The organism is Cellulomonas sp. P4_H12 (genome assembly GCF_056400905.1).
The window spans coordinates 45,817-67,413 of sequence record NZ_JBFUKJ010000015.1 but is presented as its reverse complement, the minus strand read 5'-3'; the positions used below and the strand labels follow the sequence as shown (position 1 = coordinate 67,413).

Genomic DNA, 21,597 nt, shown 5'->3' with positions numbered 1-21,597 from the left:
GTGCCCGACCTCCCCGCTCTCGACGTCCTCCTCCCCCGGGAGGCAGCCGTCCGGCACCTGCCGCCGCGCGCCGACGAGGCCGACCTGCTGGCACTGTTCGCGGACGCGCCGGCCGGGGTTCTCCAGGTCCGGGCGAACATGGTGACCACGGTCGACGGGGCCGCGACCGGCGCCAACCACGTGAGCGGCTCGATCAACGGTCCGGCCGACTTCCGGGTGTTCCGCGTGCTGCGCGCGCTGGCCGACGTCGTGCTCGTGGGCGCCGGCACCGCCCGCGGCGAGCGGTACACGGCGCTGGACGTTCCGGACGGGCTCGAGGCCGCACGGGCGTCGCGCGGACGCGCGCCGGAGATCGCGCTGGCGATCGTCACCGCGACCGGCGACGTGTCCGACCGGCTGCTCGACGCCGACCGGCCGCCGCTGCTGCTCACCACCGGCTCGAACCCGTCGCTGGACCGGCTGCGGGAGCGCGTCGGAGCCGACCATGTCGTCGTGGCGGACGGCGGCGTCCCCGGAGCCGTCGACCCCCGCGCGGCGGTCGCGGCCCTGGCCGACCGCGGCCTGCGCCACGTGCTCACCGAGGGCGGCCCCCGCCTGCTGGCCCAGCTGGTCGACGCCGACCTCGTCGACGAGCTCTGTCTGACGTGGAGCCCGCAGCTCGTCGGCGGGCCGGTCGGGCGCATCACGCACCTGCCCACGTGGTTCGACCCGCCCCGGGCGCTCACGCCGCTGCACCTCCTGCACGCGGACGGCGTGCTGCTCGGACGGTGGCGGGTGGCTAGGCTCGGCGCGTGACCGACACGATCATCGTCCTCACGGAGGACACCCTCGCCAGCGCCGACGTCGAGAAGCTGCTCGCCCTGCACGAGGGCGAGGCGTACGCGTACCGCGTCCTCGTCCCGGCGGACACCGACCGACCGCTCGTCTCCACGATCATCGACAACCTCAGCCTCGGCGAGCTCAAGGAGGCGTGGAACCGCGCCCTGGGCAAGGAGCCCTCGACGCCCGAGGCCAAGGCCACGGCCGACGAGCAGCTGGCCGGCAGCATCGCCGCGTTCGTGGCCGCCGGCCGCGTCGCTACGGGCTCGGTCGTCGACGACGACCCGCTCCCCGCGCTGAAGGCGGCCGTCGCCGACGGCGACGTGGTCGAGGTTGCGGTGGTCACCTACCCGCACGCCGTCGAGGACACGTTCCACCGCGACTGGGCGTCCCGGGCGCGCGAGGAGCTCCAGGTCCCCGTCCTGCACCTGTACTCGGGCACCAGCGAGATCGGCTGACGGCAGACGACGACGGGCGGCACCCGGTGCGGGTGCCGCCCGTCGTCGCGCTCAGAACCCTGTCGACGTGACCTCGGGGTAGTACCGCCGGAACTTGCGCACCTGGTTGACCAGGGCCATCCAGACGTAGAGCCGCCGGCGTGGCGAGAGGTCACCGCGGTACTGCAGCGGGCGTGCCACCGCCTTGGCCTTCACCAGGCGACGCACCTTCGCGGCGAGCTGCGGGTCGCGGACGTAACGGAGCAGCAGCCGGTGCGGCACCACCGAGTAGAGGATCTCCTTGTCGACGACGACCGGCGGCACCGACCGGCCCTCGACGGCGTCCTCGACCACGAACCGCATGGGGTTGGCGCCTGCCGCGGTGACGTAGTAGTTGTTCCGGCCGATCCGCGGGTTGACCTCGAAGAACCGGAACTGGCCGCTGCGCGGGTCCACCTTGACGTCGAAGTTGGCGAACCCGCGGTAGCCGGTCGAGGCGAGGAACGTGCGCGCCTGCTCGAGCATGGCGTCGTCGCGGGTGGTGATCATGGCCGCGGGGTTGCCCAGCCCGGACKGCGTGTGCTCCTCGAGCAGCACGTGCGCCGAGCAGAGCAGGGTGATCTCGCCGTGCGTGTCGACGTACGCGGTGATGGACCGCATCTGCGTGTCGTCGCCGGGCACGAGCTCCTGGACGACGAACCGCCCGTGGAACCCGGCCTCGCGCAGCGCCCCCCACAGCCACGCCAGCTCCTCGGGCGTCGCGATCTCGAAGACCTTCTTCTTGCCCGCGAACTCGACGTCCTGGTAGTCGGCGCTGCTGGCCGCCTTGGCGATCAGCGGGTACTCGAGGTCGACCGGCGCGGCCTCCCACGACGCCCCGCCGGAGAACTCCTGCACGATCGTGCGCGGCACCGAGATGCCGAGCTCCGTGCAGATCTCGGAGAACGTGGCCTTGTCCGAGATCCTGTCCAGCAGGTGCTCCGACAGGAACGGGACCACGTAGTACTGCTCGAGCAGGGCCCGGTGCTGCACGACGACGCGGACCAGCCAGTCGGAGTTCGCCATGAGCAGCAACCGCTTCTCGGGCATCCCCTGCGCGACCGACACCAGCCGGTCGACCAGCTGGCGCGGGTCGTGGCCGTCGGCGACGATCTCGTGGCGCACGATCCGCGAGTGGGCGACGGGACCGAGCGCTGCGCCGGCGACGACCACCGACGTGACGCCGTAGGCCTCGTGGAACGACCGGGCCAGGGCGTAGACCCCGATGTCGGCGCCGAGGATGACGGGCTGCAGCGCCGTCCCGCTCACGCGGGCTGCTCGGTGCGGTCGGCCGACCACTGCGTGTGGAAGGTGCCGTCCTTGTCGGTGCGCCGGTAGGTGTGCGCGCCGAAGAAGTCGCGCTGCGCCTGGATCAGCGCGGCGGGCAGCCGCTCGGCCCGGACGCCGTCGTAGTACGACAGCGACGACGAGAACGCCGGCGTGGGCACGCCGTGCAGCGCGGCCCCCGCGACGATCCGGCGCCACGCCTCGACGCCGTTGCCGACCGCGCCCGTGAAGTACTCGTCGGCGAGCAGCAGCGGCAGGTGGGCGTCGCGCTCGTAGGCCTCGGTGATGCGGTTGAGGAAGCGCGCGCGGATGATGCACCCGCCCCGCCAGATGCGGGCCATGGCGCCGCGGTCGATGTCCCAGCCGAACTCGGCGCTGGCCGCGGCGATCTGGTCGAAGCCCTGCGAGTACGCGACCACCTTGGACGCGTACAGCGCGAGCCGGACGTCCTCGATGAAGGCGTCGCGGTCGGTGACGTCCCAGGGGGTGGTGTGCGCCGGCAGGACGCCGACGGCGGCGGTGCGCTGCGGGACCGAGCCCGACAGGGCGCGCGCGAAGGTCGCCTCCGCGATCCCCGTGATGGGGACGCCCAGGTCGAGCGCGTTCTGCACGGTCCAGCGGCCGGTGCCCTTCTGCTCGGCCTGGTCGAGCACGATGTCGACGAACGCCGACCCCGTCTCGGCATCGACGTGCTGCAGGACGTCCGCGGTGATCTCGATGAGGAACGACTCCAGGTCGCCCGTGTTCCACTCGGCGAAGATCTGCCCGATCTCCGCCGCCGAGGCACCCAGCCCCTGGCGCAGGAGGTCGTACGCCTCGGCGATCAGCTGCATGTCGGCGTACTCGATGCCGTTGTGCACCATCTTGACGAAGTGCCCGGCGCCGTCCGGGCCGATGTATGTGCAGCACGGCACGCCGTCGACCTTGGCCGAGATCTTCTCGAGGATCGGGCCCAGCGACTCGTAGGACTCCTTGGTCCCGCCGGGCATGATCGACGGACCGAGCAGCGCGCCCTCCTCGCCGCCCGAGACACCGGACCCGACGAAGTGCAGGCCCTTCTCGCGCAGCGCGGCCTCGCGACGGATCGTGTCGGGGAAGTGCGCGTTCCCGGCGTCGACGACGATGTCGCCCTCCTCCAGGTACGGCACGAGCTCGTCGATGACCGCGTCCGTGGGGCCGCCGGCCTTGACCATGATGACGATCTTGCGCGGGCGCGCGAGCGAGGCGACGAAGTCCTCGACCGACTCGGACGCCACGAAAGCGCCCTCGTCGCCGTGGTCCGCCACGAGCGACTCGGTCTTGGCGTAGGAGCGGTTGTGGATGGCCACCGTGTAGCCGTTCCGCGCGAAGTTGCGGGCGAGGTTGCGGCCCATCACCGCCAACCCCGTGACGCCGATCTGCGCGGTTCCGGTGGCGGTTCCTGAGGCGACCATGCGGGCAGTGCTCCTTCGATCGACGGCCGGTCCGTGCCGCGGGCCACGACGGCGACAACGCAGGTGCGGGGCACGTGCAGGCGCAGGTCGGGTGGGGCGACGTCCGGGGGTGCTGGGTGCGCGGGTCAGCCTAGTCCGGTGCGCCCGGGACAGCAGCGGCGTGCCGGACCCCGAGACGCCCGCGACGGCGGGCACGACGGCGGCGTGCCGGACACCCGTTCAGGGTCTGCCCTGCGTACGCTCCACTGCGTGACACCCGCTGGTCCTGAGGACGTCCCGGTCGAGTTCGTCAGCGCGCTGCGCTCGCTCCGCCGGGTGACCGTCCGCCCCGAGGTCATCCTCGACGAGGTGCCCGGACCGGCCCGCATCGCCCCGTTCTCCGCGGCGCTCACCGCGGAGGTCCGCACGGCCCGGCGCTCGGTCGCCGCCGAGGAGCTGGCGTCCGGTCGCTTCGTGGTCCTGTTCGACCCGGCGGGCCAGGAGGCCTGGGACGGGCACTTCCGGCTGGTGACGCTCGTGCGCGCGACGCTGGAGGCCGAGGTGGGCGCCGACCCGCTGCTGGCGGAGGTCGCGTGGACGTGGTTCACCGACGCCCTCGAGGAGTCCGGCCTGGACGCGCACGCGGCCGGCGGGACGGTCACGCGCGTGCTCTCGCAGAGCTTCGGCGCCCTCGAGCGCCGCTCCGAGCAGACCGAGCTCGAGATCCGCGCGTCGTGGACCGCCGCCGACGAGGACCTCGGACCGCACCTGCAGGCCTGGGGCACGCTGCTGTGCACCGCAGCCGGCCTCGAACCACTACCCGAGGGCGTCGTGGCCCTCGGGCCGAGGCGCTGACCGTCGGTCCGGGGGGGCCAGGTCCCAAGATCCACCTCAAGTCCACGCGTCACGATGCCGATGACTGGCACGTGACCATCGAGCCCCTGCGACGAGACGTGGCCCCGGCCCGCCGGCCCGAGCTGCGGCCCGGCGTGGCGGGCTCGCGAGCCGCAGCACCGTCCACCCAGCCGCACTCGACCCAGCAGATGTGCGTGGTGGTCACCGAGGTGGCCGACGGCGACGGCGCTCCCCTGGTCCGCAACCTGCGTCGCCGCGGCGCGCCCCGGGTCGTCGTCCTCACGCGGCGCGCCAGCCGCCCCGAGCTCTCCGTGCTCCTGCAGGGCGGCCTCCGCGGCGTCGTCGCCGGCGCCACCGCGCAGAGCGTGCCGCGCACCGCGGTCGTCACCGCGGCACCGCCGCCCCTGCCCGAGCTGACGGCCCGCGAGATCAGCGTCCTGCGCCTGGTCGCCGACGGGCGCACGAACCGCCTCATCGGCGAGGAGCTGGGCCTGTCCGCACTCACGGTGAAGAGCCACCTGGCCCGCATCTCCCGCAAGCTGGGCACGGGCGACCGCGCCGAGCTGGTCGCGATCTCGATCCGCGGCGGCGTCCTGGCCTGACCGGTCGCGCCCCGGCACGGGCCCGCCGGCAGGCGTACGGACGCCCCCTCGACAGAAGTACGCGCCGCCCGCGCGGCCTGCGCAGATGCGTCCGCGTCGTCGCTTACCGTGGACCCATGCGACCTGAGGCGATCCCCGGCGCCCCCGCCGAGGAGGGCGTGACGCCGCCGACCCCTGACGCCGCCGAGGTCGACGCACCCGCCGACGTCGTGATGCTCACCGAGCCGGCCGACGGCATCCCGCCCGTGGTCGAGACGCCCGAGGCGCTCGCCGCCGTGGTCGCGGCCTTCGGCGCCGGCACGGGTCCGGTCGCCGTCGACGCCGAGCGGGCGTCCGGCTACCGCTACGGGCAGCGCACCTACCTGGTCCAGATCCGGCGCGAGGGTGCCGGCACGGCGCTCATCGACCCCATCGCGGTCCCCGACCTCTCGTCCCTGTCCGACGCGCTCGTCGGCGTCGAGTGGGTGCTGCACGCCGCCTCGCAGGACCTCCCCGGGCTGGCCGAGCAGGGCATGCGGCCCAGCCGGGTGTTCGACACCGAGCTCGGCGCGCGTCTGCTCGGGCTCGAGCGGGTCGGGCTGGCCGCGGTCGTCGCCGACGCGCTCGGACTGGGGCTCGCCAAGGAGCACTCCGCGGTCGACTGGTCCACGCGCCCGCTGCCCACCGAGTGGCTGCGCTACGCGGCGCTCGACGTCGAGGTGCTGGTCGAGCTGCGCGAGGTGCTCGCCGAGCGGCTGGCCGTCGCGGGCAAGGCCGAGTGGGCGGCGCAGGAGTTCGAGGCCGTGCGCACGGCGCCGCTGCCGCCGCCGCGCGTCGAGCCGTGGCGCCGCGTGTCCGGCCTGCACGCGATCCGCGACGCCCGGCGGCTGGCGGTGGTCCGCGAGCTGTGGCTCACGCGCGACCAGAACGCCCGCACCCGCGACATCTCCCCCGGTCGCGTCCTGCCGGACCACGCCATCGTCTCCGCCGCGCAGGCCCTGCCCACCTCGGTGGCCGCGCTGACGGCCCTCCCCGCGTTCGCCGGCAAGGGCACCCGCCGGCGCGCCGCCCTGTGGCAGCAGGCGATCGACCGCGGCCTGGCGACGCCGGACGACCAGCTCCCCTCGGTGCGCGGACCCAAGAGCGACGCGCCCCCGCCGCCGCGCGCGTGGGCGGAGAAGGACCCAGCTGCCGCCGCCCGCCTCGTTGCCGCCCGAGAGGTGGTCGCCGACCTGTCGCGCACGCACGACGTGCCGGCCGAGAACCTGCTGCAGCCCGACCTCCTGCGCCGCCTGTGCTGGACCCCGCCGCAGACCCTCGACTCGGACGGGATCGCCGAGTTCCTGCGGGCCGGCGGCGCCCGCCCGTGGCAGATCGAGCTCGTCGCGCAGCGGCTCGCCGACACGTTCGCGGCCCTCCCGCGCGACTGACCGCCGGTGTTACTCTTCGGTAACTTACGGCTGGCACCGCCTGGTTCACCCGGGTAGCGTCGACCGTCGCGGGCCTGCTGCTGCGGGCTCGTCGGACACCGCCGTCCCGCCCCTGGAGGCTCGATGCCCACCGCATCCCCCCGGCCCGCCGCCCTCGTGCGTCGCGTCGTCTTCGTCGACGGGGTCCGCACCCCGTTCGGCCGCGCGCGCAAGGACGGGCTGTACGCCCACACCCGCGCCGACGACCTGTCGGTCAAGACCGTCCGCGAGCTGCTGCGCCGCCACCCCGAGCTGCCGCCCGAGCGCATCGACGAGGTCGCCATCGCCGCGACCACCCAGCAGGGCGACCAGGGTCTGACGCTCGGCCGCACGGTCGGCGTGCTGGCCGGGCTCCCCCGCTCCGTCCCCGGCTACGCGATCGACCGCATGTGCGCCGGCGCGATGACCGCGGTGACCAGCACCGCCGCCGCGATCGGCGTGGGCGCACAGGACGTGGCGCTCGCCGGCGGCGTCGAGCACATGGGGCACCACCCGATGGGCTTCGACGCCGACCCGAACCCGCGGTTCCTGTCCGAGCGCCTGGTCGCGAACGACGCCCTGAACATGGGCGTGACGGCCGAGAACCTGCACGACAAGTTCCCGGCACTGACCCGCGAGCGGGCGGACGCGTACGGCGTCGCCAGCCAGGACAAGTACGCCGCAGCGCTGGCCGCCGGGAAGATCGAGCCCGACCTCGTCCCGGTCGCACTGCGCGACCCCGAGAACGGCTGGGGCCTGGCCACGGCCGACGAGCCGCCGCGCCCGGGCACCACGGTCGAGGCGATCCAGAAGCTGCCGACGCCGTTCCGCGCGGGCGGTCGCGTGACCGCCGGCACCGCCGCACCGCTCACCGACGGCGCCGCGTCCTGCCTGCTCGCCGCGGAGGAGACGGCCGCCGAGTTGGGCCTGCCCACCCGCATGCGCATGGTGTCGTTCGCGTACGCCGGCGTCGAGCCCGAGATCATGGGCATCGGCCCCGTCCCGGCCACGGCGAAGGCGCTCGACCGTGCCGGCCTGTCCATCGAGGACATCGGCCTGTTCGAGATCAACGAGGCCTTCGCGGTCCAGGTGCTCTCGTTCCTCGACGCGTTCGGCATCGCCGACGACGACCCGCGCGTCAACCAGTACGGCGGCGCGATCGCGGTCGGCCACCCGCTCGCCTCGTCGGGCGTGCGTCTGATGACGCAGCTGGCCCGCCAGTTCGAGGAGAACCCGGACGTCCGCTTCGGCCTGACCACCATGTGCGTGGGCCTGGGCCAGGGCGGGACGGTCATCTGGGAGAACCCGCACCACGCCGACTACGAGCCCTTCGAGGGGGACGACAAGTGAGCACGACCACGGACACGCGCCCCGAGCGCGTCTCCCACGCCATCGCCCGCGACGTCACGCTGCCCGGCGGCGCCGGCACGCTGGCGCTCGTCACCATCGACAACGGCCTCGACCACACCAAGCCGACGACGTTCGGCCCGCTGGGCATCGCCGAGCTGACCGCCACGCTCACCGCGGTGCGGGCGCGCGTCGAGGCGGGCGAGATCGTCGCCGTCGCCGTCACCGGCAAGCCGTACTACCTGGCGGCGGGGGCCGACCTCACGCAGATCGGCACCGTGCCCGGCCGCGAGGGGGCGCTCGGCCTCGGTCGCGGCGGCCACGTGGCCTACGAGCTGCTGCACACCATGGGCGTCCCGACGTTCGCGTTCGTCAACGGCGTCGCCCTGGGCGGCGGCCTCGAGCTCGCGCTGAACTGCGACTACCGCACGGTCGCCTCGGACGTCCGCGCGCTCGCGCTGCCCGAGACCGGACTGGGCCTGGTCCCCGGCTGGGGCGGCGCGTACATCGTGCCCCGCCTGCTCGGCGTCGAGAAGGCGCTCGACGTCATCCTCACGCGCCCGGCGGCCAACAAGCCGTTCGCCGCGAAGGAGGCGGCGCAGATCGGCCTCATGGACGTCGTGCTCGACCCGGCCGACTTCCTCGAGGAGTCGATCCGCTGGGCCGCGCGCGTGGTCACGGGCGAGGTCGTCGTGGAGCGCCGTGAGCTGGACTCCGCCGAGGTGTGGGACGGCGTCGTCGCCGCCGCGCGCCAGCGCCTCGACACCGTCATCAACCGCTCGCGCCCGGCGCCGTACCGCGCGCTCGACCTGGTCGCGGCCGCCCGCACGGCGTCCCGCGCGGAGGCCTTCGCGGCCGAGGACGAGGCGCTCGCCGACCTCATCATGAGCGACGAGATGCGCGCGTCGGTCTACGCGTTCGGGCTCGTCTCGGGCGGCAAGAAGCCCGTGGGGGCCCCGGACCGGTCGCTCGCGCAGCCGGTCACCCGGGTCGGCATCGTCGGCGCGGGCCTCATGGCCGCGCAGATCGCGATGCTGTTCGCGCAGCGGCTCGGCGTGCCGGTCGTCATGCGGGACCTCGACCAGGAGCGCGTCGACAAGGGTCTGGCCGCGGTGAAGTCCTCCGTCGACCGGCTCACCTCCACGGGCCGCATGAGCGAGTCGGCCGCCTCGCGCCTGCTCGGGTCGATCCACGGCACGACGGACCTGGCCGAGTTCGCGTCCTGCGACCTCGTCATCGAGGCGGTCACGGAGATCCTCGACCTCAAGAAGAAGGTCTTCGCGGAGCTCGAGACGGTCATCGCCCCCACCGCCATCCTGGCGACCAACACGTCGGCGCTGAGCGTGAGCGCCATGGCCGCCGACCTGCAGCACCCCGAGCGCGTGGTCGGGCTGCACTTCTTCAACCCCGTGGCCGCGATGCCGCTGGTCGAGGTGGTCCAGGCGCAGCAGACGTCGCTCGAGGCGCTGGCCACCGGGTTCGCGGTGGCGGCCAAGCTGCGCAAGACGGCCGTCCTCGTGGCGGACCGCCCCGGGTTCGTCGTCAACCGGCTGCTCGTCCTGCTGCTCGGCGCGATCGTCGACGCGGTGGAGAAGGGCACGCCTGTCGAGGTCGCCGACCGCGCGCTGCGGCCCCTGGGCCTGCCGATGCCGCCGTTCGAGCTGTTCGACCTGGTCGGGCCGGCCGTCGGGCTGCACGTCCTGACGTCGCTGCGCGAGGAGCTGGGCGACCGGTTCCCGCGCTCCCCCGGCCTCGAGAAGCTCGTGGCCGAGGGCACGACGGTCGTGCTCCCCGCGAAGGCCAAGGGGCTGCCGAAGCCGGTCGACCCGGCCATCCAGGCCGCGTTCAGCGAGGCGTCCGGCACCCCGCTCGACGAGGCCGCCGTCCTGGACAGCGTGCTGACGGCCCTGACGGTCGAGGTCGGGCACATGCTCGAGGAGGGTGTCGTCGCCACCCCTCAGCAGATCGACCTCTGCATGATCCTCGGCGCCGGCTGGGGCTTCCACCTCGGCGGCCTCACGCCGTACCTGGACCGCACGGGCTACTCCGAGCGCGTCCTGGGTCGCCGGATCCTGCCGGACGGCGTGGCCAACGTCCCGAGCGCCTAGTAGACGCTGAGCCCCCGGTCCCGGAACGTCGCGCGCACGCGCTCGACGAGCTCCGGGGTCGGGGGCTGCGTGTCTCCCAGCTCGTAGCGCATCCCCAGGGCGTCCCACTTGTCGCGCCCCATCTGGTGGAAGGGCAGGACCTCGACGCGCTCGACGACGGGACCCAGCGCCGCGACGTGGTCGGCCACCGCCTCGACGTTCTCCGGCGCGTCGGTCAGGCCGGGCACGAGCACGAACCGGACCCACGTGCGCGTGCCGTGCTCGCGGAGCCGCGCCCCGAAGTCGAGCGTGGGCTGCAGCGCGCGGCCCGTCACGCGTCGGTAGGTGTCCGGCAGGCCCGACTTGATGTCGAGGAGCACGAGGTCGACGTCGTCCAGCATCTCCGGGGTGCACTGAGCGCCCAGGAACCCGGACGTGTCGAGCGTCGTGTGCACGCCCATCGCCTGTGCCCCGCGCAGGAGCCTCCGCACGAACGCGGGCTGCATCAGGGGCTCGCCGCCCGAGATGGTGAGACCGCCGCCCGTCGCCGCGAACACGGTGCGGTACCGCGCGACGCGCGCCAGGATCTCGTCCGCGGTGACGTCGGTCCCCCGGCGCATCTGCATCGTGTCGGGGTTGTGGCAGTACAGGCACTGCAGCGGGCAGCCGGCCAGGAACACCGTGAGCCGGGTCCCGGGACCGTCGACCGCGGTGACCAGCTCCCACGAGTGGACGGACCCGAGGGCCCCGGACCGGACGGCGGCCATCCGGGCCGAGTGCTCGAGCTCGACGGTGGACAGCCCCGCCGTGCCGGCACGGGCCCGCGGCAGGCCCAGGGGCACGGCCGGCGACGCCGGCACGTGCTCCTGGGTTGTCGTCATCTCGCTCACACCGAGCCGTGGAACGTGCGGGACAGCACGTCGAGCTGCTGCTCCCGCGTCAGCCGCACGAAGTTCACGGCGTAGCCGGACACCCGGATGGTCAGCTGCGGGTACAGCTCGGGGTGCTCCATGGCGTCCTCGAGCGTCTCCCGGTTGAGCACGTTGACGTTGAGGTGGTAGCCCGACGACATCATGTACGCGTCGAGCAGCCCGACCAGGTTGGTCACCTGCTCCTCGCGGGTCCGACCCAGCCCGGCCGGGACGACGGACGAGGTCAGCGAGATCCCGTCCATCGCCTCGGCGTAGGGCAGCTTCGCCACCGAGAGCGCCGAGGCGAGCATCCCGTGGGCGTCCCGCCCGTTCATGGGGTTGGCGCCCGGCGCGAACGGCTGTCCGGCGCGGCGGCCGTCGGGGGTCGAGCCCGTCGACTTGCCGTAGACGACGTTCGACGTGATTGTCAGCACGGACTGCGTGTGCACGGCGTCGCGGTACGTCGGGGTCTGGCGGAGCTTGGCCATGAAGGTCTCGACCAGCCACACCGCGATGTCGTCCGCACGGTCGTCGTCGTTGCCGTAGGTCGGGAAGTCGCCGTCGATCTCGTACTCGGTGACCAGCCCGTCGACGGTCCGCACCGGGCGCACCCGGGCGTGCTTGATGGCCGACAGCGAGTCGGCGACGACGGACAGGCCGGCGATGCCGCAGGCCATGGTGCGCAGGATCTCGCGGTCGTGCAGGGCCATCTCGAGGCGCTCGTACGCGTACTTGTCGTGCATGAAGTGCACGCAGTTGAGCGCGTCGACGTAGGTCTCGGCCAGCCAGTCGAGCATCCCGTCCAGCTTGGCGACGACGTCGTCGTAGTCGAGCACGTCGCCCGCGACCACCGGCGCCTGCGGGGCCACCTGCTTGCCCGTGAGCTCGTCGCGACCGCCGTTGATCGCGTAGAGCAGCGCCTTGGCCAGGTTGACCCGCGCGCCGAAGAACTGCATCTGCTTGCCCACCCGCATCGGCGAGACGCAGCAGGCGATAGCGGCGTCGTCGCCCCACGACTCGCGGATCAGGTCGTCCGACTCGTACTGCAGCGCGGACGTGTCGATGGACACCTGCGTGCAGAAGCGCTTGAAGCCGGCGGGCAGGCGGTCGGTCCAGAACACGGTGAGGTTCGGCTCAGGGGCCGGGCCCAGGTTGTAGAGCGTCTGCAGGTAGCGGAACGACGTCCTGGTCACCAGCGGGCGGCCGTCCTGGCCCATCCCGCCGATGGCCTCGGTGACCCACGTGGGGTCGCCGGAGAAGAGCTCGTCGTACTCGGGCGTGCGCAGGAAGCGGACGATGCGCAGCTTGATGACCAGGTCGTCGATGAGCTCCTGCGCGTCCTGCTCCGTGATCAACCCGGCCTCGAGGTCGCGCTGCAGGTAGACGTCGAGGAAGGTCGAGGTCCGGCCCAGCGACATCGCCGCGCCGTTCTGCTCCTTCACCGCGCCGAGGTAGGCGAAGTAGAGCCACTGGACGGCCTCGCGGGCGGTCGCCGCGGGACCGGAGATGTCGTACCCGTAGGACGCGGCCATCACCTTGAGCTCCTGCAGGGCCCGGATCTGCTCGGCGTTCTCCTCGCGGTCCCGGATGATGCGCTCCGACGAGCGCTCCCGGTCCAGGTCGGCGCGGTCCTCACGCTTGGCCGCGATGAGCGCGTCGACGCCGTACAGCGCGACGCGGCGGTAGTCGCCGATGATCCGGCCGCGGCCGTAGGCGTCCGGCAGGCCCGTGATCAGGTGCGCCGACCTCGCCGCGCGGACCGCCGGCGGGTAGACGTCGAAGACCCCGTCGTTGTGGGTCTTGCGGTACTTGGTGAAGATCTCGCCGACGATCGGGTCGGGCGCGACCCCGTAGGTCTCCAGCGCCTTCTCGACCATCCGGTAGCCGCCGTTGGGCATGATCGCGCGCTTGAGCGGGGCGTCGGTCTGCAGGCCGACGATCAGCTCGTGGTGCCGGTCGATGTAGCCGGGCTCGTGCGACGTGATCGTCGAGGGCGTGTGCGGGTCGATGTCGTAGACGCCACGGGCGCGCTCGGCGGGGAACATCGCGGTCAGGCGCGCCCAGAGGGCCGTGGTGCGGGGCGTCGGGCCGGCGAGGAACGCCGCGTCACCGGTGTACGGCGTGTAGTTGCGCTGGAGGAAGTCCCGCACGTCGATCCGGTCCGTCCACGGTCCCGCGGCGAAGCCGTGCCAGGCGGGGTGCTGGGAGGACTCGTGGCGCTGGTTCGCGGACAGGGTGCTGATGGACATCTGGGGCTCCTCCGACGTAGTCGATATCTCGACGCTACGGACGTGGAGGGGCCCCGGCACGGGACCTAAGACCTCAGGTGGGTCAGGGCGTGCGTCCCAGCGCGGCGAGCGTGTCGCGCGCGATGTCCGCCGGGTGCAGCCGCAGCTCGGTGACCAGCTGCTCGCGGGTGGCGTGGTCGAGGAACGCGCGCGGGATGCCGAACGCCTGCACCGGCGTGGCGATGCCGGCCTCCTGCGCCCGCTGGGCGACGTGCGAGCCGAGACCCCCGTCGACGATGCCGTCCTCGATGGTGACGACGTGGTCGTGGTCGCCCACCAGCTTGGTGAGCGCGGCGGACACCGGCAGGGCCCACCGCGGGTCGACGACCGTGGCGCGCACGCCGTGGGCGGCGAGCAGGTCCGCCGTCTCCAGCGCGGTGGGTGCCATGGCGCCGTACCCGACGACCAGCACGTGCGGGGCGTCGGCGGGGCCGTCGTGGCGGGCGAGCACGTCGATGCCGTCCAGCCGGTCGAGGGCCGGCACCGGGTCGACCAGCGCGCCCTTCGGGTAGCGCACCACCGTCGGGGCGTCGTCCACGTCGACCGCGGTGCGCAGCGCGTCGCGCAGCGTCTCCTCGTCGCGGGGGGCGGCCAGCCGCAGGCCGGGCACCACCCCGAGCATCGCCATGTCCCACATGCCGTTGTGGCTCGCGCCGTCGGAGCCCGTGAGCCCGGCCCGGTCGAGCACGAACGTGACGCCCGCCTTGTGCAGGGCGACGTCCATGAGCACCTGGTCGAAGGCGCGGTTGAGGAACGTCGCGTACACCGCGACGACGGGGTGCAGGCCACCGAACGCCATACCGGCGGCCGATGTCGCGGCGTGCTGCTCGGCGATGCCGACGTCGAAGACGCGCTCGGGGAACTCGGCGGCGAACGGGGCGAGGCCGACGGGCTGGAGCATCGCGGCAGTGACGGCGACGACGTCGGGACGCCGGCGCCCGATCCGCAGGAGCTCGTCGGCGAACACGCTGGTCCACTCGAAGCGCGACGGCGCCACGGGCAGCCCGGTCTCGGGGTGGATCTTGCCGACGGCGTGGAACCGGTCGGCGACGTCCTGCTCGGCAGGCACGTAGCCGCGGCCCTTCTCGGTGATGACGTGCACGATCACCGGACCGCCGAACGCCCGCGCGTTGCGCAGCGCCCGCTCGACCGCCTGCACGTCGTGCCCGTCGACGGGGCCGACGTACTTGATGCCGAGGTCCTCGAACATGCCCTGCGGCACCAGGACGTCCTTGATGCCCTTCTTCATGCCGTGCAGCGCGTCGTAGGTCGCGCGCCCGGGGGCGCCGGACCGGCGCAGCGTCCGCTTGCCCCAGGACAGGACGTTCTCGTAGCCGCGCGTGGTGCGCAGCGTGTCGAGGTGGTGGGCGAGGCCGCCGATGGTCGGGGCGTACGAGCGGCCGTTGTCGTTGACGACGATCACGAGCCGGCGGTCCTGGCCCGCGGCGATGTTGTTCAGCGCCTCCCAGGCCATGCCGCCGGTCAGCGCGCCGTCGCCGATCACCGCGACGACGTGCCGGTCGGCCCGCCCCTGGAGCTGGTTCGCCTTGGCGATGCCGTCGGCCCAGCTCAGCGCGGTCGACGCGTGCGAGTTCTCGACGACGTCGTGCGCCGACTCGGCGCGGCTGGGGTAGCCCGAGAGGCCGCCCTTGCTGCGCAGCCGGGAGAAGTCGCGGCGACCCGTGAGGAGCTTGTGCACGTAGGCCTGGTGGCCGGTGTCGAACACCATGGTGTCGAGCGGCGACTCGAAGACGCGGTGCATGGCGATCGTGAGCTCGACGACGCCCAGGTTCGGCCCGAGGTGGCCGCCGGTGCGCGAGACCTGGTCGACGAGGAAGGCGCGGATCTCGGCGGCGAGCTCGTCGGCCTGCGGGGACGTGAGCCGGCGCACGTCGTCCGGGGAGCTGATGTGGTCGAGCTGACCCATGGTGGTGCCTCCTCCGGTGTGCGGCGACGATGCCGCACCGTGCGGACGCCGAAAGCTGTGACCACACTGTAGGCCGACCACGCACGCCGCACCCTCCCGCGCAGGTCAGGCCGGTGTGGAGGCACCGTGAAGACGACCCGCCGAGCGACTACCATGGACCGGAAAGGGGTATACCCATGCGCTTCCTGCCCGGCCACGCGGCCACCTCAGACCTCACCTACGGAGACGTCTTCCTCGTCCCGTCGCGTTCCGAGGTCGCCTCCCGCTTCGACGTCGACCTCACGGCCGTCGACGGCACCGGCACCACCGTCCCCATCGTCGTCGCCAACATGACCGCCGTCGCCGGCCGCCGGATGGCGGAGACGGTCGCCCGCCGCGGCGGCATCACGGTCCTCCCCCAGGACGTCCCGACGGACGTCGTCGCCGAGGTGGTCTCCTCGGTCAAGGCGCGGCACACCGTGATCGAGAGCGCGGTCGTCGTCAGCCCGCACGACACCGTGCACACGGCGCTCACCCTGATCGGCAAGCGCGCGCACGGCGCGGCGGTCGTCGTCGAGGACGGCAAGCCCGTCGGCGTCGTCACCGAGGCGGACTGCGGCGGCGTCGACCGGTTCACGCAGGTGTCCGAGGTGATGAGCGCCCAGCCCACCACGGTCGACCTCGCGGTCGTCGAGCAGGGCGGCCTGCGCGGCCTCGAGGCCGCCTTCGAGCAGCTGCACGCCTCGCGCCGCAAGTTCTCCCCCGTCGTCCGCGACGGCGAGCTCGTCGGCGTGCTCACGCAGGTCGGCGCGCTGCGCTCGTCGATCTACCAGCCGGCGCTGGACGCGGACGGGCGCCTGCGCGTCGCCGCGGCCGTCGGCATCAACGGCGACGTCAAGCAGAAGGCCCTCGAGCTGCTCGAGGCCGGCGTGGACGTGCTCGTGGTCGACACCGCGCACGGACACCAGCGCAAGATGCTCGACGCGCTCGGTGCCGTGCGCTCCCTCGACCCGCAGGTGCCGGTCGTCGCGGGCAACGTCGTCACGGCCGAGGGCACGCGCGACCTCATCGCCGCCGGCGCGGACATCGTCAAGGTCGGCGTCGGCCCCGGCGCCATGTGCACCACGCGCATGATGACGGCGGTCGGCCGACCGCAGTTCTCCGCGGTGCTCGAGTGCGCCGCCGCGGCTCGCGCGCTCGGCAAGCACGTCTGGGCCGACGGCGGCGTGCGCCACCCCCGCGACGTCGCGCTCGCGCTGGCCGCCGGCGCGTCGCAGGTGATGGTCGGCTCCTGGTTCGCCGGCACGCACGAGTCGCCCGGTGACCTGCACGAGGACGGCAACGGCCGCCTCTACAAGGAGAGCTTCGGCATGGCGTCGGCGCGCGCCGTCGCCGCCCGGACCCGCGGCGGCTCGGCGTTCGACCGCGCGCGCAAGGGTCTGTACGAGGAGGGCATCTCGTCCTCGCGCATGTTCCTGGACCCCCGCCGGCCGGGCGTCGAGGACCTCATCGACACCATCACCGCGGGTGTCCGGTCCGCGGCCACCTACGTGGGCGCCTCGTCGATCGACGAGCTCCACGAGCGCGCGGTCGTGGGCATCCAGTCGGCCGCGGGCTACGAGGAGGGGCGCCCGCTGCCCGACGGCTGGTGACCGGCATGCGCCCCGTCCTGGTGATCACGCACGCCCCGCACGAGGGTCCCGGGCTCATCGCGCGCGGGCTCGACGCGCCGATCCGGGTCCGCACCGTCCTCGACCTCGACGACGCGCGGCTCCCCGCGCTCGACGAGGTCTCCGGTGTCGTCGTGATGGGCGGACCGATGGACGCCGACGACGTGCCCGGCCACCCCGGTCTCGCGGCCGAGCGCGCGCTGCTCGCGGCCGCGGTCGACGCCGACGTCCCGGTGCTGGGCGTCTGCCTCGGCATGCAGCTGCTCGCCCTCGCGCTCGGTGCACGGCTGCACCTGCGCGCTGCGACCGAGATCGGCTTCGCACCGGTCGACATCGACGCGGAGGACGCGGTGCTCGGCGCGCTCGGCACGCGACCGACCGTGCTGCACTGGCACTCCGACACGGTCGACCTACCCCCGGGCGCGACGCTGCTGGCCTCGACCGACGCCACGCCCGTGCAGGCGTTCCGGGCCGGCAGCGCGCTCGGCCTCCAGTTCCACCCGGAGCTCGACGCCGGGATGCTCGACCTCTGGCTGGCGACGCCCGACATGGTCGGCGAGCTGTCGCCGGACGAGATCGACGAGATCCGTTCCGCCGGCGCCCGGCACCTGCCCGGCCTCGTCCCCGCGGCGGAGAAGATGTTCGCGGGCTTCGGCGAGCTCGTCCGGACGCGCGGATGACCGACCCGACCGGAGAGGTCCGTGGGGCGCGCGCGGAGCTCCTCGACCTGTGCGCGAGCGGCCTCGACTGGCGCGTCGACCCCGCCCGCGTGCTCGAGGACCCGACGGCGGCGCGACCCGCCGCCGTGCTCGTCCTCTTCGGCCGGCTGGACGCCCTGCCCGCCCGGACGGCCGCCCCGGCCGTCGCCGGGGACCTCGACGTGCTCCTGCAGCGCCGCTCGGGCACCCTGGGGCACCACGCCGGGCAGATCGCGTTCCCGGGTGGCCGGCTCGAGCCGACCGACGCCGGTCCGCGGGAGGCGGCGCTGCGGGAGGCCGTCGAGGAGGTGGGCCTCGACCCGTCCGGTGTCGAGGTGCTGGGCACCCTGCCGCCGCTGCCGGTCCCGGTGAGCAACCACCTGGTCACGCCCGTGCCGGCCTGGTGGACCCGTCCGTCGGTCGTCGCCGCGGTCGACCACGCCGAGACGGTCGACGTGTTCCGCGTGCCCGTGGCCGACCTGCTCGACCCCGCCAACCGTGCCAGCGTCGAGCACTCGCGGTGGGGCCGGACCGTCCGCACGCCCGCGTTCACCGTGGACGGCACGCTCGTCTGGGGATTCACCGGCATCGTGCTCGCCCGCATGTTCGACGCGCTCGGCTGGGCCGTGCCCTACGACGTGCACCGCACGGTCTCGGCGCGCTGACGTGGTCCATCCCGTCCCCGAGGTCGAGGTCACGGAGCAGCTGGCCCGCACGCTCCTGGCCGAGCAGCACCCCGACCTCGCCGGCCTGCCGCTGACCTGGGCCGGCACGGGCTGGGACAACGCCCTGTGGCGGGTGGGCGACCACCTCGCCGCGCGGTTCCCGGTACGCGAGCTCGCGGCGTCCCTGGTCAGCCACGAGCAGCAGTGGCTGCCGGTGCTCGCCCCGCGCCTGCCCGTCGACGTGCCCGTCCCGGTCCGCGTCGGCCTGCCGTCGGCCGGCTATCCGTGGACGTGGAGCGTCGTGCCGTGGTTCGACGCGGTCCCGGCGCACCACACTCCGGTGGTCGGTCGGACCGCGTGGGCTCCCGCGCTCGCCGACGTCTTCCTCGCGCTGCACCGCCCCGCGCCCGACGACGCGCCCGTCAACCCGTTCCGCGGGGTCCCGGTCGCCCCGCGGGAGCCCGCGCTGCGGGAGCGCCTCGACGCGCTGGCCCTGCCACTGGGCGACCGGATCCTCGAGCGGTGGCGGGAGCTGGTCGACGCACCCGGCTGGGACGGCCCGGCGCTCTGGCTGCACGGCGACCCGCACCCGGCGAACCTGCTGGTCCACGACGGACGCCTGCGCGCGGTCATCGACTTCGGCGACGTGACGTCCGGCGACCCGGCGTCGGACCTGTCCACGGCGTGGCTGACGTTCGACGCCGAGGGCCGCGCGGCCTTCCGGGACCGGCTGGCGTACGACGACGCGACGTGGCGGCGCGCGCAGGCCTGGGCGCTGCACATGGCGGTCACCCTGCTGATGCACCCCGTCGACCACCCGACGCTCGCCGAGATCGGCCGGCACGGGGTCGCGCAGGCGCTCGCCGACGACTGAGCCGCCTATCCTCGATCCGAGAGATCGGAGCCGAGGTCATGAGCACCGCACTGATCGTCGTGGACGTGCAGAACGACTTCTGCGAGGGCGGGTCCCTCGCCGTCCCGGGCGGGTCGCGGGTCGCCGCGGACATCTCCGCCTACGTCGCCGAGCACCCCGACGCGTACGAGCTGGTCGTCGCCACCCGGGACTGGCACGCCCCCCTGCCCGACACCAACGCCGGGCACTTCGCCGCCGGCGGCGACCCGGACTACGTCCACACCTGGCCGGTGCACTGCGTGGCGCACACCCCGGGCGCGGAGTACCACCCCGACCTCCGGCTGCCGGCCGACCGCCTGGTCGAGGTGGTGAAGGGCGAGTCGCGTCAGGACTACTCGGGATTCGAGGGGCGCATCCTCGGGGCCGCACCGGACGACAAGGACCTCGCGACGACCCTGCGCCGGCACGCCGTCGACCGGGTCGACGTCGTCGGCCTGGCCACCGACTACTGCGTGCGCGCCACCGCCCTGGACGCCCTGCACGCCGGGTTCGAGGTCCGCGTGCTGCCCGACCTCGTCGCCGGCGTGGCACCGGAGTCGTCGGTCGCGGCGCTCGACGAGCTCGCCGCTGCGGGCGTGGACGTCCGACCGGGAGCGTGACCGGGACCGCTGGCTGAGCCCTACCCGACCGCCACCGACGCGACGATGTCGTCGACGCCCGCGACGAGGCTCACGTCGGTCACCGATACCCCGGCGGGGAGCAGGGCAGCCAGGTCGATCCTGCGAGCGGCCATCGCCGCGATCCTCGGTCGGAACGGTGCGACGAGCGCGCTGACGATCGGGTTGCTGCTGGAGATGTCGGCGTCGCGGATCGAGAGCACCAACGCGTCGTCGATCCGCGCCTCGGCCGTGACCTCGACGGCCGCGCGCACGACGCTCCTCTTCACCTTGGCCTCCGCTCGCACGGACAGTGCGCGCGGCCCGAGGTTCTCGAGCTGGAGGTCGAGGGCGGTCAGCGTGAAGCCCCGCTTCGCGAGCTCGGCCCCGAGCACCGTCCGCGCCGCGGCGACGATCTCCCGACGGGGCGCGGAGATCCGAGCCGTCCCCACCACCGGGTCGCTCTCCGACGGCGGTTGCACCTCGATGAACAGCTGGTCCGTCGAGCTGGTGGCCCAGGCGAAGGGAACGCCGCTCGCGGCGACGTCGACCTGCACGGGCACACCCTCGACGGACACCGGGTGCGCGACGACCTCGAGCCTGCGCAGGACCGCCCGGTCGCGGTGCGTGACCTCGACGGAGGCGAGGCGCACGGGCTCGGACCCGTCGACCCCGACGGCGACGCCCGAGAGGTCGACGGCCAGAGCGGCGATGTCGGCGCCGTCGAGCGACGCGGTGACGTCGACCTGGTCCAGCCCGCGAGCACCGGGCGGTGCGTAGGTCGAGATCAGCTCCCTGACCCGGGCCACAAGATCGGCGTCGCTGGTGGGCCGCGGGGCCGACCCGAACGGGACGTGGCGCTCATCGGTCATCTGGCGAGGCTAGGCCGCGGCGTCCGCCCCCACAACGCGTGGCGCGCCCTCAGGGGCCCGGCAGCACCGGCATACGCTTCTTCTTCAGGTTCTCGCGGACCACCCACGCCACATCGGGGTCTGGCGAGTCCGTGAGCGGGAGGAACGCGGCCAGGCCGCGCTCGGGATCGGCAGCCACGGCGACGCTCCAGCAGTAGCCCAGCGCCTGGCGCAGCGTGCGCATCTCGGGCGACCGTCGACCTGCGTCCGCGCTCGACGCGAGCAACCCCGTGGCGCTCGCACAGGCCGCCAGCGCCGTGCGCGCCGTCTCGCGGTCGTGCAGCAGGCGGGGCTCACACAGCGCCGCCACGGCCGCACGCCGCACGAGCGCCGGTCCGTCGGCGGCCCAGCTCGCCATGGTGGACCGGAGCAGCTCGGGGTCGGCATCACCCACCCGCTGCCACGCCATCGCGACGGCCTCCCTGACCCGCCACGAGCCGTCCTCGGCGAGGACACGGAGGCGCGCGACGGCCGACGCGCGCTCGTCGGCGAGCACCCTGGCCGCCAGCGCGACCGTCGCGCACATGCGCCGGAACTCGTCCGGGTCGCTCAGCAGCGCGTCCACGAGCTCCGGGGACGCGCCCACCTGCGCGAACGCCTGCACCAGCTCGAGGTCCGCCCGGGGACCGGGCAAGCCGCTGTGCGCGTCGAGGTACGCCACGACCGCGGCGTCGTCGAGACCACCCAACGCGGCGGCATGCAGGGCTCGGCGGCTCGTCACGGGCTC

Annotated in this window: 19 protein-coding genes; 12 read left to right on the top strand and 7 right to left on the bottom strand. The window is 73.8% G+C overall.

All coding sequences use genetic code 11. The features are described from left to right. Nucleotides 1-795 (top strand): dihydrofolate reductase family protein, encoded by a 795-nt coding sequence (locus AC1DQC_RS10325; RefSeq protein WP_477051145.1) that lies wholly within the window; start codon nucleotides 1-3, stop codon nucleotides 793-795. Continuing rightward, the gene (locus AC1DQC_RS10320) at nucleotides 792-1,277 is read left to right on the top strand and encodes a hypothetical protein (protein ID WP_477051144.1); all 486 of its coding nucleotides are present in this window, start codon (nucleotides 792-794) and stop codon (nucleotides 1,275-1,277) included. The genes AC1DQC_RS10325 and AC1DQC_RS10320 overlap by 4 nt, the downstream gene beginning before the upstream one ends. Nucleotides 1,278-1,328: 51 nt before the next feature. Here AC1DQC_RS10320 and AC1DQC_RS10315 read toward each other — a convergent pair whose 3' ends face one another. Then, on the bottom strand, nucleotides 1,329-2,564 hold the full coding sequence (locus tag AC1DQC_RS10315; RefSeq protein ID WP_477051143.1) for a carboxylate--amine ligase: 1,236 nt from the start codon (nucleotides 2,562-2,564) through the stop codon (nucleotides 1,329-1,331). Continuing rightward, on the bottom strand, nucleotides 2,561-4,015 hold the full coding sequence (gene gndA, locus AC1DQC_RS10310) for an NADP-dependent phosphogluconate dehydrogenase (protein WP_477051142.1): 1,455 nt from the start codon (nucleotides 4,013-4,015) through the stop codon (nucleotides 2,561-2,563). Before gndA ends, AC1DQC_RS10315 begins: the two co-directional genes overlap by 4 nt. Nucleotides 4,016-4,264: 249 nt before the next feature. Here gndA and AC1DQC_RS10305 point away from each other — a divergent pair, with 249 nt between their 5' ends. The 5 genes from AC1DQC_RS10305 (at nucleotide 4,265) to AC1DQC_RS10285 (ending at nucleotide 10,333) form a co-directional block, all read left to right on the top strand. Further along, nucleotides 4,265-4,849 (top strand): DUF3000 domain-containing protein, encoded by a 585-nt coding sequence (locus tag AC1DQC_RS10305; protein WP_477051141.1) that lies wholly within the window; start codon nucleotides 4,265-4,267, stop codon nucleotides 4,847-4,849. A 71-nt stretch (nucleotides 4,850-4,920) separates the two neighbouring features. Beyond that, nucleotides 4,921-5,451 (top strand): helix-turn-helix transcriptional regulator, encoded by a 531-nt coding sequence (locus tag AC1DQC_RS10300; protein ID WP_477051140.1) that lies wholly within the window; start codon nucleotides 4,921-4,923, stop codon nucleotides 5,449-5,451. Between the two features lie 212 nt (nucleotides 5,452-5,663). Further along, nucleotides 5,664-6,860: an HRDC domain-containing protein gene (locus AC1DQC_RS10295; protein ID WP_477051175.1), complete on the top strand. Its 1,197-nt coding sequence runs from the start codon at nucleotides 5,664-5,666 to the stop codon at nucleotides 6,858-6,860. Between the two features lie 123 nt (nucleotides 6,861-6,983). Then, complete coding sequence (locus tag AC1DQC_RS10290; protein WP_477051139.1) at nucleotides 6,984-8,228, top strand: thiolase family protein; 1,245 nt, start codon at nucleotides 6,984-6,986, stop codon at nucleotides 8,226-8,228. Beyond that, complete coding sequence (locus AC1DQC_RS10285; RefSeq protein WP_477051138.1) at nucleotides 8,225-10,333, top strand: 3-hydroxyacyl-CoA dehydrogenase NAD-binding domain-containing protein; 2,109 nt, start codon at nucleotides 8,225-8,227, stop codon at nucleotides 10,331-10,333. The genes AC1DQC_RS10290 and AC1DQC_RS10285 overlap by 4 nt, the downstream gene beginning before the upstream one ends. Here AC1DQC_RS10285 and pflA read toward each other — a convergent pair. The 3 genes from pflA to dxs form a co-directional block, all read right to left on the bottom strand. After that, nucleotides 10,330-11,193: a pyruvate formate-lyase-activating protein gene (gene pflA / locus AC1DQC_RS10280; protein WP_477051137.1), complete on the bottom strand. Its 864-nt coding sequence runs from the start codon at nucleotides 11,191-11,193 to the stop codon at nucleotides 10,330-10,332. The two genes, AC1DQC_RS10285 and pflA, sit on opposite strands and share 4 nt — an antisense overlap. 5 nt (nucleotides 11,194-11,198) lie before the next feature. After that, on the bottom strand, nucleotides 11,199-13,472 hold the full coding sequence (gene pflB, locus AC1DQC_RS10275) for a formate C-acetyltransferase (protein WP_477051136.1): 2,274 nt from the start codon (nucleotides 13,470-13,472) through the stop codon (nucleotides 11,199-11,201). 82 nt (nucleotides 13,473-13,554) lie between these two features. Further along, complete coding sequence (gene dxs / locus AC1DQC_RS10270; RefSeq protein WP_477051135.1) at nucleotides 13,555-15,438, bottom strand: 1-deoxy-D-xylulose-5-phosphate synthase; 1,884 nt, start codon at nucleotides 15,436-15,438, stop codon at nucleotides 13,555-13,557. Nucleotides 15,439-15,614: 176 nt separating this feature from the next. On the opposite strand from dxs, the gene AC1DQC_RS10265 reads away from it, so the two are divergent. The 5 genes from AC1DQC_RS10265 to AC1DQC_RS10245 are packed head-to-tail and all read left to right on the top strand — an operon-like array spanning nucleotide 15,615 to nucleotide 19,962. Further along, the gene (locus AC1DQC_RS10265) at nucleotides 15,615-17,069 is read left to right on the top strand and encodes a GuaB1 family IMP dehydrogenase-related protein (protein ID WP_477051134.1); all 1,455 of its coding nucleotides are present in this window, start codon (nucleotides 15,615-15,617) and stop codon (nucleotides 17,067-17,069) included. 5 nt (nucleotides 17,070-17,074) lie between these two features. After that, nucleotides 17,075-17,767 (top strand): type 1 glutamine amidotransferase, encoded by a 693-nt coding sequence (locus AC1DQC_RS10260; protein WP_477051133.1) that lies wholly within the window; start codon nucleotides 17,075-17,077, stop codon nucleotides 17,765-17,767. Beyond that, entirely contained in the window at nucleotides 17,764-18,450 is a 687-nt protein-coding gene (locus AC1DQC_RS10255) for an NUDIX hydrolase (RefSeq protein WP_477051132.1), read from the top strand. The genes AC1DQC_RS10260 and AC1DQC_RS10255 overlap by 4 nt, the downstream gene beginning before the upstream one ends. Before the next feature lies 1 nt (nucleotide 18,451). Beyond that, the gene (locus AC1DQC_RS10250) at nucleotides 18,452-19,324 is read left to right on the top strand and encodes an aminoglycoside phosphotransferase family protein (protein WP_477051131.1); all 873 of its coding nucleotides are present in this window, start codon (nucleotides 18,452-18,454) and stop codon (nucleotides 19,322-19,324) included. A 38-nt stretch (nucleotides 19,325-19,362) separates the two neighbouring features. After that, the gene (locus AC1DQC_RS10245; protein WP_477051130.1) at nucleotides 19,363-19,962 is read left to right on the top strand and encodes an isochorismatase family protein; all 600 of its coding nucleotides are present in this window, start codon (nucleotides 19,363-19,365) and stop codon (nucleotides 19,960-19,962) included. Nucleotides 19,963-19,982: 20 nt separating this feature from the next. Here AC1DQC_RS10245 and AC1DQC_RS10240 read toward each other — a convergent pair whose 3' ends face one another. Further along, nucleotides 19,983-20,831 carry a hypothetical protein gene (locus AC1DQC_RS10240; protein ID WP_477051129.1) on the bottom strand — a complete coding sequence of 283 codons (849 nt, stop codon included), beginning with the start codon at nucleotides 20,829-20,831 and terminating at the stop codon, nucleotides 19,983-19,985. 49 nt (nucleotides 20,832-20,880) lie between these two features. Next, on the bottom strand, nucleotides 20,881-21,591 hold the full coding sequence (locus AC1DQC_RS10235) for a HEAT repeat domain-containing protein (protein ID WP_477051128.1): 711 nt from the start codon (nucleotides 21,589-21,591) through the stop codon (nucleotides 20,881-20,883). Between the last annotated feature and the right edge of the window lie 6 nt (nucleotides 21,592-21,597).